The sequence below is a fragment of the Streptomyces sp. NPDC054765 genome, assembly GCF_053612065.1.
The window spans coordinates 1-13,996 of the sequence record NZ_JBSHBP010000112.1 but is presented as its reverse complement, the minus strand read 5'-3'; the positions used below and the strand labels follow the sequence as shown (position 1 = coordinate 13,996).

Below are 13,996 nucleotides of genomic sequence, written 5' to 3'. Positions count from 1 at the left end.
CTTTGTGCCTGTTTCACCAGGCTCTCCGGGCGCTTCCCTTCGGTCTTGCGTTTCCGACTCTATCAGATCCTTGCGGGCCCGATTTTCGCCGGTGCATTTCCGCCTTTCGGCTTCTTCGCGTTTCCAACCTTACCAGATCCGTTTCCGTCTCCGGCCCCCTGTTGGAGCGGGGTTGGCCGTTCCGCTTTCGCTTTCCGGCCTTTCCGACTCTAGCAGACCCGATTTCGTTCCGTTGCCGGTCCGAATTCGTTTCCGAATCTCTGTCGGAGGGGGTCCGCCGTGGTGCGGCTATTTGGACTGCCGCGCCTTTCGACGTGATCACTACTTTAGCGGAATTCCTCGTTGACGCATAATCACGTCACGGTCCGAATTTCGGCATGCCGAAATTGTTCCCGGTGAGGGGCCGTGCAGTAGTGGTGTGCCGCGAAGCGGCGGGATGGCTGCCCGGGGCCTGTCGGCTCCGTGGCAACTCGGAGAACACTACGGATCGGGATGGGCCGTGTCAACCGGCGTCAGTCAAGGTCACTCAGACGTCCGTCGGCGTCGGGCTGGGCGTCCTCCACGCGGCGCAGCAGGCGGGTCAGGACCTGGCCGAGGAGCTGGCGCTCCTCACCGGAGAGGTCCTGGAGGAGATCCTCCTCGAAGACCGTTGCCAGGCGCATCGCCTCGAGCCACTTCTCGCGGCCCTCGTGGGTGAGCGCGACGATGACACGGACGCGGTTGGCCTCGTCGCGCTCTCGTGTGACCAGGCCCTCGTTCGCCATGCGGTCGATGCGGTGGGTCATGGCGGCCGGCGTGAGGCCGAGGAGCTTGGCGAGTTCGCCGGGGCCCAATTCATAGGGGGCTCCGGAGACCACCAGGGCCTTGAGGACCTCCCATTCGGCGTTGCTCAGCCCGAGGGTGGCGGTCTGCCGCCCGTAGGCGACGTTCATCCGTCGGTTGAGGCGCTGAAGTGCGGAGACGACCTGCTCCACCTGGGGGTCGAGGTCCTGGAATTCGCGCTGGTAGGCCGCGATCTGTTCCTCGAGGCTCGGCTCGGCAGCGTCGGCGGCCGCATCTGAGGGCTCAGGCATGCGGCGCAGTATGACATGGAAGTCATTGGCGTTGAAGTTCTTCGGCGTGTAGTCTTTAGCTTCGAACTTTAGAGTTGAAGTCTTCAGAGTGAGACTGTCCGACTTCGGACCAGTTCTTGCCCTGGCGTCTGTCGCTGCTCCTCGGTTCGTCCCTTCTATCCGTCTGATGACCTGACCTAGGTAGGTGAGTGTGACCACCGCGATGGGCGCCGCGTTGCGCCGGATCCAGCTCGGGAACGCGTTGAGCGCGTTCGGGAGCGGCTTCACCGTTCCGTATCTGTACGTCTATGTGGCGAAGGTGCGGGATCTTGGTGCGAGTACCGCCGGTGCGGTGCTGGCAATACTGGCGGTGGCCGCGCTGGTCGTCCTGCCGCTGACCGGTCGTGCCATCGACCGGCGCGGGCCGCTGCCGGTGGCCGTCATCGGTACGGTCTCCGCCGCCATCGGCTCGCTGGGGATCGGGCTGTCCGCCACCGAGCCGCTGGTCATCGCGTCGGCCGTCGCCCTCGGTGCCGGGATAGCGGTGATTCAGCCGGCCCTCGCGACGATGATCGTGTGGTGCTCGACGACGGTGACGAGGTCGCGGGCGTTCGCCACCCAGTTCTTTCTGAACAACCTGGGTCTGGGGGTCGGCGGGCTGGTCGGCGGGCTGTTGGTCGACGAGACCCATGCGGCGAGCTTTGTGCGGCTGTTCGCCATCGAGGCCGCGATGTTCCTGGTGCTCGGCGCGGCGGTGGCGACCGTACGGCTGCCGCGGGCGCCGAAGGTCGAGGACCCGGTGCCCACCGAGGAGCGGGCCAAGGGCGCCTGGCGGGCGATGTTCGCCGACCGGCGGATGGTGTGGCTGTGCGTCCTGGGGTTCGTGCTGTTCTTCGCCTGCTACGGGCAGTTCGAATCGGGGCTGGCGGCCTACGCGACCGAGGTCACCCGGATTCCGCCGTCGAGCCTGGGTATCGCGCTGGCGGCCAATACGGCGGCGATCGTGGCGGCGCAGTTCGTGGTGCTCAAGCTGGTCGAGCGGCGGCGGCGCAGCCGGGTGATGGCGCTGGTGGGGATGGTCTGGACGGTGGCGTGGATAGCCGCCGGGCTGTCCGGGCTGGTGCACGGTGCCCAGGTGGTGGCGACGACACTGCTGATCTCGACGTATGCGCTGTTCGGGATCGGTGAGTCGATGCTGTCGCCGACGCTGGCGCCGCTGGTGGCCGATCTGGCGCCAGCTTCCCTGATCGGCCAGTACAACTCGGCATTCGCCCTGGTCAAGCAGCTGGCGCTGGCGGTCGGTCCGGCCGTGGGCGCGCTGATGGTGGGGCACGGGATGTATGTGGCGTACATCGGGATGCTCGTCGTGTGCGCCCTGGGGATCACGGGGTTGTCGTTGCGGCTGGGGCAGATGCTGCGTCCGGCGCAGGACAATCCGCACCGGGCGGTGGCGTCCCTGCCCGCGGCGCGGGTGCCGGCGGAGGCAGAAGCGGAAGCTGTGGTCTGCGGCGCCTGAGTTTCGTGCCCGGGATACGGGCACGGGCGCGCAGTCCGGGCGCGCGGTCCGGCTTCAGGTCCGTGCGCCCGGCACCGTAGGCGGTGGTGCCTTCGTACGCCGCCGTCCCCGGTCCGGTCGGACCGGGGACGGCGGCGTACGGCTATCCGCGGGGCAGTGCGAATTCGCACCAGACGGCCTTGCCGCCGCCCGGAGTGCGGCGGGAGCCCCAGGACGAGGCGATGGTGGCGACGATGGAGATGCCCCGGCCGGCCTCGTCGGCGGGTTCGGCGCGGCGGCGGCGCGGGAGATGGTCGTCGCCGTCGGTGACCTCGACGATCAGACGGCGGTCCGTGCGGCGCAGGCGGAGGCGCATGGGCGGGGTGCCGTGCTGGAGGGAGTTGGCGACCAGCTCGCTGGCGGCCAGCACGCCGAGGTCGTGCAGCTCGGGTGAGAACCGCCAGGAGGCGAGGACACCGGAGGCGAAGGCGCGGGCGCGCGGGGCCGCTTCGGTGCCGCCGTGGAGTTCGAGCGCGGCATTGTGGAACAGCTCGGCGTCGTGGCCGGTCCGCTCGGGGTGCTGGAGGACGAGGATGGCGACGTCGTCGTCATGGCTGGCGGTGATGCCCAGGGAGCGCAGCAGGCGGTCGCAGACGATGTCCGGGGCGCCGGCGGCACCGGCGAAGGCGCGCTCCAGGGCCTCGACGCCGTGGTCGATGTCCTTGTCGCGGCGCTCGACCAGGCCGTCGGTGTAGAGGACGGCGCTGCTGCCGGGGCCCAGCGGGACGGACCCCGAGGTGTGCAGCCAGCCGCCGGTGCCCAGGGGCGGGCCGGTGGGCTCGGCGGCGCGGCGGACCGTGCCGTCCGGGTCGCGGACGAGGATGGGCAGATGGCCGGCCGAGGCGTAGACCAGCCGGCCCTCGTTCGGGTCGTGGACGGCGTAGACGCAGGTGGCGATCTGGCTCGCGTCGATCTCGGCGGCCAGCCCGTCCAGGAGCTGCAGGACCTCGTGGGGCGGGAGGTCGAGGCGGGCGTAGGCGCGGACCGCGGTGCGCAGCTGGCCCATGACGGCGGCGGCGCGCACCCCGCGGCCCATGACGTCCCCGATGACCAGGGCCGTACGGCCGGCGCCGAGGGTGATGACGTCGTACCAGTCGCCGCCGACCGCGGCGTCCGTGCCGCCGGGCTGGTACGTGGCGGCGACGCAGAGGTCGTCGGGCTGCTCCAGTTCCTGGGGCAGCAGGGAGCGTTGGAGGGTGACCGCGGCCTCGCGCTGGCGGGCCTCGCTGGCCCGCAGGCGTTCGGCGGACTCGATCTGGTCGGTGACCTCGGCCCCGAAGACCAGGACGCCCTTGTGCGGGGCGACACAGGCGACCTCGGGGTCGGGTGCCGGGCCGCTCGCCGCGACCTCGATCGGGGTGCAGGTGAAGGTGTAGTAGCCGTCGCGGGAGCGGTCGCCGCCCGCACCGCCGGGGACCTTGCGGGACTTGACCGTCCGCGGTTTGCCGCTGCGCAGGACCTGGTCCATCAGGGGGAGCAGGCCGAGCGTGTCGAGTTCGGGGAGGGCTTCGCGGGCGGTGTGGCCGGCCGGGCGGGGGCCGAAGACGCCGGCGTAGGCGCCGTTGACGTAGGCGAGGCGGTGCTCGGGGCCGTAGACCACGGCGACGAGGGCGGGGATGGTGCCGAGGATGTCGTGGACGGACAGCGCGTCGACGGTGGGCGGCAGGGCCACGGCGGCGGGTTCCTGGGACGGCGCCGCTTCTGCGTGCTCGGCGCGGGCCGTGGGGACGGAGCCGGTGGTCGCGGCCGCCGGGGCGGCCGGGGTGCCGTCCGGTGCCGCGGGCACGGCCGACGGCTCCGGGGCCGCGGCGGGCGTGCCGGCCGCGGGGCGGGGTGCGGCGCGGTCGGACCGCGCGGCGGCACGCCGCTGTGTGCCGGGGAGTTTGGCGCTCCAGCGCGTGAAGATCACGGAGGGGTACCTCTTACTTCGCGTCGTCGCGCGGGATCGGGCCGTCGGCATGGCGGGACCTCCCGGCCGGGGGCCGGGGAAGGGTCGGCTGGGGACACTCTCGGCGCCCAAGTGCTGAATGCAGCAAACGTCCAGAATCCTCGTGATTGTCACTCTTTGCAGATACGAGCCCACCCATGGTCACACGTCCAGTGTGGCCGACCGGACGGATATCCGTCAGACGCCCGGGTGCCGGTGTGGAGTTCCGCACTCCGGAACATCGGGCGCCCCAGGGCAGCGGGCACGTCAACTCATGTGGGGTACGGCGCGTCAACTGGCTTCGTTGTGGCGTCCGGTCCCCGCGGCGAGTTCGAACTCGGCGCGCGGGTTCTCCAGCGAGCCGAGCGAGACGATCTCGCGTTTGAACAGGCCGGCCAGCGTCCATTCGGCGAGCACCCGTGCCTTGCGGTTGAAGGTCGGCACCCGGCTGAGGTGGTAGGCGCGGTGCATGAACCACGCCGGGTAGCCCTTGAGCTTGCGCCCGTAGACATGCGCGACGCCCTTGTGCAGGCCGAGCGAGGCCACGGAGCCGACGTAGGCGTGCTCGTAGTTCCGGATCGGGCCGCCGCGCACCGCCGCCGCGATGTTCTCGGCGAGCACCTTGGACTGGCGGACGGCGTGCTGTGCGTTGGGGGCGCACAGGGCGCGGGGCTCATCGGGCTTGGCCGGCGCCGGGGCGGTCAGGTCGGGCACCGCGGCCGCGTCGCCGGCGGACCAGGCGTGTTCGACACCGTCCACCTGGAGCGCGGGGGTGCACAGGAGGCGGCCGTGGCTGTTCAGCGGCAGTCCGGTCGCGGCCAGGATGGGGTGCGGTTTGACGCCCGCGGTCCACACCAGGGTCCGGGTCGGGAAGCGGGAGCCGTCGCTGAGCCGGGCGACCCGCTTCTCACAGGAGTCCAGCCGGGTCTCCAGCCGTACGTCGATATTGCGGGCGCGCAGCTCACGGACGGCGTAACGGCCCATGTCCGGGCCCACTTCGGGCAGGATCCGGTCGGTCGCCTCGACCAGGATCCACTTCATGTCCTCGGGCTGGATGTTGTGGTAGTAGCGGACGGCGTAGCGGGCCATGTCCTCCAGTTCGGCCAGCGCCTCGACGCCCGCGTAACCGCCGCCGACGAAGACGAAGGTGAGTGCGGCGTCACGGACCGCGGGGTCGCGGGTGGAGGAGGCGATGTCGAGCTGTCCGAGGACGTGGTTGCGCAGTCCGATGGCCTCTTCGACGGTCTTGAAGCCGATGCCGAAGTCGGCCAGGCCCGGAACGGGCAGCGCACGCGAGACCGAACCCGGCGCCAGGACCAGTTCGTCGTACGCCACCTCGACGGCGCCGTTGCCGGTCTCCTCGGCGGCCAGAGTGGTGATCGTGGCGCGGCGGTCGCCGTGGTCGAGGGCGGTGACCTCGCCGATGACGACCTTGCACTGCGGCAGCACCCGGCGCAGCGGTACGACGACATGGCGCGGGGAGATCGAACCGGCCGCGGCCTCGGGCAGGAATGGCTGATACGTCATATACGGCTCGGGGTCGACCACGACGACCTCGACGGTGCCCTGTTGCAGCTCCTGCTTCAGCTTCCGCTGCAACCGCAGGGCGGTGTACATCCCCACGTAGCCACCGCCGACAACGAGAATGCGGGTCACGTCGTTCGAAGACACAGCCTTCACAGAGGTTCTCCTCGTCGACCAGGCCCGGGACGGTACCCGTCCGGAAGGCGGCCGGCGGCACGGCCACCCTCGGGAGCTGCACCCCCGGGAAAGCACAGCACTGTTCCATGACGCACCGCCGGAGCGCCTTTGTCCACAGGCCCGTCGAAATGTATGACCGGCCGGGACCCTGGGGACGGAACGGCACATTCCGCGTGCGCGGAAGGAGCTGCGCTGGTCAGAGGGTGGGTGACGGCCGTAGGGCGGGGGTGTAATCCGGGCGGATCAGACCCCTTGGTCCGATCGGGGGGCGCATTGTGCGGAACGCCCCCTTCATTCTTGACCCGCGCTCAACTATGTTCGTATCTCGTTGGGGTGCACCCTGTCATCGGTACGCCCTGACTGTCAGGGCGGGGAGTCTCCGGGGGGAGACGTCATTACCGGGGGATCACTATGCACATTCAGGGCTCTCATTGGCCGGCCGACGTCGCTGTGGCACACGCCTCCGACGGCGCCGGGAGCGGCAACAGCAACGACAGAGCCAACGGCAGCAGCACCGGCACCGGCACCGGTGTGAGCAACGGCGCCCGATCGGGGGCGGGCGGGCGGAGCACGCCGCTGCGGGTGGACGCCCAGCGCAATCTGGAACATGTGCTGCGCGCCGCGCGCGAGGTGTTCGGCGAGCTGGGTTACGGCGCGCCCATGGAGGACGTGGCCCGGCGGGCCCGGGTCGGTGTCGGCACGGTCTACCGCCGGTTCCCGAGCAAGGACGTACTGGTCCGGCGGATAGCCGAGGAGGAGACCGCGCGGCTGACGGACCAGGCGCGTACGGCGCTCGGCCAGGAGGACGACCCGTGGTCGGCGCTGGCCCGCTTCCTGCGGACGTCGGTCGCCTCGGGTGCCGGACGGCTGCTGCCGCCGGGCATTCTGCGGGTCAGCACGGACACCGACCGGCTCGCGGAGCCGGCGCCGGACGGGGCGGAAGTGCCCCGGGTGCCGGACGGCCTGAGCGAGGCACGGGTGCCGCAGCAGCGGATGGCGCCCGGTACCGACGGGGTACCCGTCGATCTGAGGCCGGTCGCCCAGCGCGACACCCCGGAGGGCGGTTCCGCTCCCGAGGACGGGCCGACGCCGGCGACCGGGGCCGCACCGCCTGCCGACCCCGAGGAGACGGCCGGCGCCGACGCGCTGCTGGACGTCGTCGGACGGCTCGTGGAACGCGCCAGGACGGCGGGCGGGCTGCGCGCCGATGTGACGGTCTCCGACATCCTGTTAGTGATCGCCACGGGCGCGCCCACGCTGCCCGATCCCGGCCATCAGCAGGCCGCCTCCGCACGGCTGCTGGAAATTCTGCTGGAAGGGCTGCGTTCGCGCCCCGTCGGGTGAGTTCTGCCCGCCGGCTCCGTCCCGGGGGACCCGACTGTCGGGTTCACCGGGCGGGGCCGGCCCGCGGGACGGGGCGTGCGCGGGGCACGAGAGGGTGTCGCACGCGGGCCGCGCGCCGTGTTCCTGCTGCTGCGCGCCTCGTGCGCCGTGTTGTTGTTCTGCAGGCCTTTCTGCGGACCTCGTGCGGCACTTTCCTGTTCTGCGGGCCGCATACGGTTCCCGGTGTGTTCGGTGGTCCGTACGGGGCCCGAGGGCCGCATGGCCTGGATGCATCGGTGTGGCCCGTACGGGGCGTGCGGGAGGTTTAGCCCATATGCGCGGTTTGACCCGTACGGGTGAACGCCCGTGCGGTCGTGCGTGTTCTCGCCTCGGAGGAGTGGATGACCGTCAGGACCCTCAACCGCCGGGGTTCGGTATGGCACGCTGGCGCGGTGTTCCGGTATGACGGCGGTTTCGGGGGCCTCGACGATGGGTGTTGACGGGCGGGACGGGCGGCGCGACGGCGAGGTCTCGGCGGACGGGGCTGCGGCGAACGGGGTCGAGGGGGCTGCGGCGGACGGGGCTGCGGCGGACGGGGCTGCGGCGGATGGGGCCGAAGGGGCCGAGGGGATGCCCTCCCGGCAGGTCCCGGGCCGGACCGGACCGTCGGGGGCGACCGCCCCGGCGGGCAGGCCGGCCGAGCAGCACGATCGCGCCGGCGATCCGGCGGGCGAGGGCCGCGGCGTGCCGCCGCAGCGGGACCGCTCCCGCCGGACGGCCCCGGCCACCGGTCCGGACAGCGGCGGACTCCCGCCGTCCGACGCACAGTTGCTGGCCGATCTGCGGGCCGGGGACGACAGTGCGTATGAGGAGCTGTACCGCAGGCACGCCGAGGCGGTCCGGCGCTACGCCCGGAGCTGCTGCCGCGATGTGCACACCGCGGAGGATCTGACCGGTGAGGTCTTCGCGCGCACCCTGCAGGCGGTGCGCGGCGGCGCGGGCCCGGATTCCGCGGTGCGTGCCTATCTGCTGACGACCGTCCGCCGGGTCGCCGCGTCCTGGGCGAAGACCGCGCGGCGGGAGCAACTGGTCGAGGATTTCGCGGTGTTCGCGGTGTCCGTGGCCGGTGCGCCGGGAGACCGGGACACCCTGGACCTGGGCGCGGAGGTGCGCGCGCTGCACGAGGCCGAGCAGTCGATGGCCGTGCAGGCGTTCCGCAGTCTGCCCGAGCGCTATCAGACGGTGCTGTGGCACACCACCGTCGAGGACGAGTCGCCCAGCGAGGTCGCCCCGCTGCTCGGGCTGACCGCGAACGCCACCGCCGTGCTGGCGCACCGTGCCCGGGAGGGCCTCCGGCAGGCCTATCTGCAGGCACATGTCAGCCAGTCGCTGACCGCCGGGGGCGACTGCGCCCGGTACGCCGACCGGCTCGGCGCCTACGCCCGCGGTGGGCTGCGGATGCGGGCCGAGCGGGGGCTGCGCAAGCATCTGGACGAATGTGCCCGGTGCCGGCTGGCCGCGCTGGAGGTCGAGGACGTCAACCAGCGGATCGGGGCGCTGCTGCCGGTCGCGGTCATCGGCTGGTTCGCCGCCGGGTACGCCGTCAAGGCGGCGGCCGGGGTGGTGGGTGTCGCGGGTGCGGCGGCCGGTGCGGGTGCGGCAGCCAGTGCAGGTGCGGCGGCCGGTGCGGGTGCGGCAGCCGGTGGGGCAGCGGGCGGAGGCGGTTCCGGTGCGACGGGAGGGGCCGGTGGTACCGGTGGTGGCGCCGTGGGCGAGGGGCTGGGCGCGGCGGTGAAGGTCGGTATCGTGGTCGGGGCCACGGTGGTGGCGGGCGCGGTGGTGGCGGGCGCGGTGCTGGCGCTGACACTGATCGGCCACCCGGATCCGGCGCCGGAGGCGCGGGCCCGGTCCGCGCCGCAGGGCTCGTCCGCTCCGCAGAAGCCGGGGCCCGAGCCGACGGAGTCGGCGCTGCCGCCCGCGGCCGGCGCCGCGCCGGCACCGGACCGGACCACCGAACCGCACCCGAAGCCGCCCACGAAGCCGTCCCCGACGCGCACGCCGCGGCCCGAGCCGACGCCCTCCTCGTCGCCGGCCCCGCAGCAGCCGGCGCCCGGTCCGGCCCTGCCGTCGGCACCGGCCCCCAGGCCCACGCCGCCGAAGCCCACACCGAAGCCGCCGCTGCCCGCCATGACCACCTACCGGCTCGATACGCTCGACCACGACTTCATGGGCGACGGCAGCAAGCCCGAGGTGCGCACCATCGGGAGCAGCTGGCTCTGGCAGCGGCAGGCGCCGAGGATCGCCGGCACGACATATGCGCACGGGGCGAGCGTGCACGCGCAGTCCTCGGTGACCATCGACCTCAACCGCCGGTGCACCGCGTACGACGCCCTTGCGGGCATCGACGATCTCGGCCTGGGACAGGGCGCGTTGCGCTTCTCCGTCTACGCGGACGGGGTGCGGCTCTGGCAGTCCGCGGTGGTGCGCGCCGGGGAGAGCGCGGTGCCGGTGCATGTTCCGTTGGCCGGCCGTAGGACGCTGCGGCTGGTGACGGAGCCGGTGTCGCCCTTTGGCGGGGTGGCGCCGGGGGACTGGGCGCAGTCGACGATCAGCTGTCGTTGAGCGGCCGGGACGGCTCCCGGATGGCGGCGTCGTGGGGCGGCGCCGCGCCGCCGGCCTCGGGGCACGCCTCGGGGCAGGGGGCCAGGAGCGCGAGGGCCTCGGCTGGGGTGAGGCGGGCGCCCTCGGCGTGCAGGGCCTCGTATGCGCCGCCGTGCCTGCTGCCCCCGGGGCACCTGCTGCTGCCGACGTCGTACCTGCCGTCCTCGCCGTACCTGCTGCCTCCGTCGTCGTACCTGCCGTCCCCGCTTCCCCCGGGTGTGCCGTCCCGCCCTCCCTCGCGTATGCCGTCCCGTACGCCGTCCCGTACGCCGTCGGCGGCGCCGCCCAGTGCGGCGCGCAGTGTGTCCGCCGTGCGCTGCACGTCCTCCTCTTCGGGGACGTTTCTGGGCAGCTCGCCGCGCCAGGTATCCGCGGCGCCCAGCAGCCGGGCCGCGTCGTGGAGGCGGCCGGTGCGCTGCAGTGCCACCGCTGCGGATTCCACGACGGCTGCCAGCACCGGCAGGGTGCAGTGCTGCGTCAGCCCCGAGCGCAGTGCCTGACGGCACCGGTTCAGCGCTTCCGTGACGTCGCCCGCCTCCGCCGCCGCCCGGCCCGCCCATGCGTCCAGCAGGACCGCGAAATGGGGCGGCGGGGTCCCCAGCGCGGCAGCCGCGCACGCCGCCTCGCACGCCTCGCGGGCCTCCTGAGGCATCCCGCGGCGCAGCGCGATCCGGGCGCGCAGCGAGTGGTTGAAGGCCCTCGGGTCCTGTACGCCCCACTCGGCGGCCTGCTCGTCCGCCTGCGTCAGTGCCTTCTCGGTGGCGTCCACATCACCGCCGGCGAAGTGGAGTTCGGCCAGCCGGGACAGGATGAGCGGCCCCTCTGCGTACGCGCCCAGCTCGCAGGTCAGCGCGAGTGCCTCCTCGTAGGCCGTACGTGCCTCGTCGTAGCGGCCGCGGATCTGCCGTATCTCGCCCGTGGCGGCGGCGACCTGGGCGAGCATCCAGCGGTCGCCGACCCGCCGGGCCAGCTCGGTCAGCTCGCGCTCGTCCGTCTCTGCCGACTCCAGGCCGCCGGGCAGGTCGACCGCGAAATGCGCACGGAACATCAGCGAGACGCCCAGCTCCCACCTGCCGCCCCAGGCCCGGGTGGTGGCCACGGCCTCGTCCATGAGCGGCAGGATCCGGTGATAGCCGCCGAGGAAGAACGCGGTGAACGGCCACAACAGACCGGGGAAGCGGGCGCTGCGCGCTTGCGGGCGGCGGTAGGACGTCAGCAGCCGGTCGATCAGGGCGCGGTGATGCGTGGTGTCGTCCTGGCGGTCGAGGCTCTCGTCCTGGAGCAGGAAGAGGAGCAGCAGTTGCAGGTCCGTCTGCGCCCAGAACGCCGGGTCGGTGTCGGTGAGCTGCTCCGGGCCGGGATACAGGGCCACGGTCCGCTCCGCCCAGGAGGCACCCTCCTCGCGGTAGTTGCGCAGCCACCAGAACCAGCCCATGGCCAGCACGACCCGCTGTGCGGTGTCCGCGTCCCGGCCGGTGAGCGCGCGGTGCAGCACCGCCCGTACGTTGTCCAGCTCGGCTTCGATGCGCGCCAGCCACGGCAGCTGCTCGGCGGAGCGGATCCGCGGCTCGGCGTCCGTCACGAAGCCGAGGAAGTGACGGGTGTGCCGGATGAGGGTGTGCTCGTGCTCCTCGGGTCGGGCGGCGGCCCGCTCCCTGGCGTAGGCGTGGATGGTCTCCAGCATGCGGTAGCGGGGTTCGGCGCCCCGGTGGTCGACGATCAGCAGCGATTTGTCCACCAGCGCCCCGAGCCGGCCGAGCACGTCCTCGGAGCGTGCGCCGCATACCGCCTCGGCCGCCGCGAGGGTGCAGCCGCCGGAGAACACCGACAGCCGGCGCAGCAGCGCCCGCTCGGGCTCGTCCAGCAATTCCCAGGACCAGTCGACGACCGCGCGCAGCGTCTGCTGGCGCGGCAGCGCGGTCCGGCTGCCGCTGGTCAGCAGGCGGAACCGGTCGTCGAGCCGGTCGGCGATCTGGCGCGGGGAGAGCAGCCGCAGCCGGGCCGCGGCCAGCTCGATGGCGAGCGGCAGACCGTCCAGCCGGCGGCAGATCTCGTCCACCGCCGCCGGATCGTCCGCGGCCCGGAAGCCGGGCCGCACCGCCACCGCCCGCTCGGCGAACAGCTGGTGCGCGGGCGCCGGCGGCAGGGGCTCCAGCGGCCGTACGACCTCGCCCGGCACCCCCAGCGGCTCCCGGCTCGTGGCCACCACGGTCAGCCCCGGGCAGTGCCGCAGCAGCCGGTCGGCCAGCCCGGCGGCGGCGCCCACCACATGCTCGCAGTTGTCGAGGACGAGCAGCAGTCTGCGCGGCGCGCAGTGGTCGACGATCCGGGCCGCCGGGTCGGTGTGCTCGGCGGCCGTACGGGCCTCCATGGCCGGTGAGAAGACGGTGGTGTCGCGTCGGCCGAGCGCGGACAGCACAGCCCCCGGGACCGCCTCCGGGGCATCCAGCGGCGCCAGCTCGGCGATCCAGACCCCGTCGGGGTGATCCGCGGCCAGCGAGCCGGCCAGCTGCTCGGCGAGCCGGGTCTTGCCGGATCCGCCCGCTCCGGTGAGCGTGACGAGCCGGGTCCGGTGCGCTCTCAACTCGTACTGGAGCGAGGAGAGTTCGGCGTCCCGGCCGACGAAGGAATTGAGCCGGGACCGGAGGTTGCCGCAGCGGGGCCCGGCATCCGGTGCCGGTCCCGGTGCCGGGGCCTGCGGCTCCGCGTTCTGTGCGAGCAACCGGGCGTGCAGCGCGCGTAGTTCGGGTCCCGGGTCCACCCCTAGCCGGCCGGCGAGCAGCTGCCGGGTCTCCTCGTACGCGGCCAGCGCGTCGGCGCCCCGTCCCGCGCCGTGCAGAGCCCGCAGCAGCTGGGCCCGGAACGGCTCGTCCAGGGGATGGTCCGCGGTCAGCTGCCGCAATTCGGGCAGCAGCTCCTCGGCACGGCCGAGCGCCAGCTCCGCGTCGATCCGCCGGTGCAGCGCCGCCAGTCGCAGCGCCTCCGGGCCATGGGCCGCGCCCGCCCCGTCGGGCAGATCCGCCAGGGCCGGCCCACGCCACAGCGCGAGCCCCGCGCGCAGTGTCCCGGCCGCCGCGGCCGCGTCTCCTTCCTGCAGCTGTCGCGAACCCACGCCGACCAGCCGCTCGAAGCGATGCAGATCGACCTCGTCCGGTGCTGTGACCAGCCGGTACGCCCCCGGCAGCGACTCCACCGCCCCCTTGCCCAGCGCCCTTCGCAACCGCCCCACCAGCGCCTGCAACGCACCCGCCGCGTCCTGCGGCGGCGCATCCACCGCCCACACCTCGTCGATCAACGTCTCCACCGTCACCGGCCGGCCGCCCCGCAGGGCCAGCGCGGCCACCAGCGCCCGCACCCGCGCCCCGCCCGGCGACACCGGCTGCCCCCGCGCGTCCAGGACCTCCGTCGCACCCAGAATCCGAAATCTCACCCGGCCATTGTCCGGACTCACGCCGTTCCCCCGCTTTTTGTCCACAGCCCGACTCGGCTCGTCTCTTCAGTTATCCACAGTCAACGCACAGGGAGGCAGTGCCTGCCCGGTTCATACAGGATTTGGCTCCTTCCGCACCCAGGGCACCCCCGCTCCCCACCCACCCGGGCACCCCCGCTCCCCCAGGCCCCCCGCTTCTCCCCCACTCAGGGACGGCCACCGAACAACGCGAGGGTGTGGGCCGGAGGCGTGGGGGTGGGTGGCGGGTGGATAGACATACGCAGAGAGCCACACGCGAGCACCCCCACGCCCCCCACAAGCCCCAGCCCCCCCCCCGCCCCCGCCCC

At 72.9% G+C, this 13,996-nt stretch carries 7 protein-coding genes; 3 read left to right on the top strand and 4 right to left on the bottom strand.

Annotation, left to right across the window (positions count from 1 at the left end):
- Positions 1-512: 512 nt before the first annotated feature.
- A complete protein-coding gene (locus ACWGJY_RS36165; RefSeq protein WP_453265140.1) occupies positions 513-1,073 on the bottom strand; it encodes a MarR family winged helix-turn-helix transcriptional regulator in 561 nt (186 codons plus the stop codon).
- A 190-nt stretch (positions 1,074-1,263) separates the two neighbouring features.
- On the opposite strand from ACWGJY_RS36165, the gene ACWGJY_RS36160 reads away from it, so the two are divergent.
- On the top strand, positions 1,264-2,568 hold the full coding sequence (locus ACWGJY_RS36160) for an MFS transporter (protein WP_453265142.1): 1,305 nt from the start codon (positions 1,264-1,266) through the stop codon (positions 2,566-2,568).
- A gap of 142 nt (positions 2,569-2,710) precedes the next feature.
- On the opposite strand, the gene ACWGJY_RS36155 is transcribed toward ACWGJY_RS36160, so the two are convergent.
- Entirely contained in the window at positions 2,711-4,516 is a 1,806-nt protein-coding gene (locus tag ACWGJY_RS36155; protein WP_453265139.1) for an ATP-binding SpoIIE family protein phosphatase, read from the bottom strand.
- Between the two features lie 309 nt (positions 4,517-4,825).
- A complete protein-coding gene (locus ACWGJY_RS36150) occupies positions 4,826-6,205 on the bottom strand; it encodes an NAD(P)/FAD-dependent oxidoreductase (protein ID WP_453265141.1) in 1,380 nt (459 codons plus the stop codon).
- A gap of 441 nt (positions 6,206-6,646) precedes the next feature.
- On the opposite strand from ACWGJY_RS36150, the gene ACWGJY_RS36145 reads away from it, so the two are divergent.
- A complete protein-coding gene (locus ACWGJY_RS36145) occupies positions 6,647-7,579 on the top strand; it encodes a TetR/AcrR family transcriptional regulator (RefSeq protein ID WP_453265138.1) in 933 nt (310 codons plus the stop codon).
- 609 nt (positions 7,580-8,188) lie between these two features.
- Complete coding sequence (locus tag ACWGJY_RS36140) at positions 8,189-10,180, top strand: sigma-70 family RNA polymerase sigma factor (RefSeq protein ID WP_453265137.1); 1,992 nt, start codon at positions 8,189-8,191, stop codon at positions 10,178-10,180.
- Here ACWGJY_RS36140 and ACWGJY_RS36135 read toward each other — a convergent pair.
- Complete coding sequence (locus ACWGJY_RS36135) at positions 10,167-13,649, bottom strand: AfsR/SARP family transcriptional regulator (protein WP_453265136.1); 3,483 nt, start codon at positions 13,647-13,649, stop codon at positions 10,167-10,169. The genes ACWGJY_RS36140 and ACWGJY_RS36135 overlap by 14 nt on opposite strands.
- Positions 13,650-13,996 lie beyond the last annotated feature (347 nt).

Coding starts and splice junctions, on each gene's coding strand:
- ACWGJY_RS36165 (WP_453265140.1), bottom strand. CDS start 1,073: ATGCCTGAGCCCTCAGATGCGGCCGCCGACGCTGCCGAGCCGAGCCTC.
- ACWGJY_RS36145 (WP_453265138.1), top strand. CDS start 6,647: ATGCACATTCAGGGCTCTCATTGGCCGGCCGACGTCGCTGTGGCACAC.
- ACWGJY_RS36140 (WP_453265137.1), top strand. CDS start 8,189: ATGCCCTCCCGGCAGGTCCCGGGCCGGACCGGACCGTCGGGGGCGACC.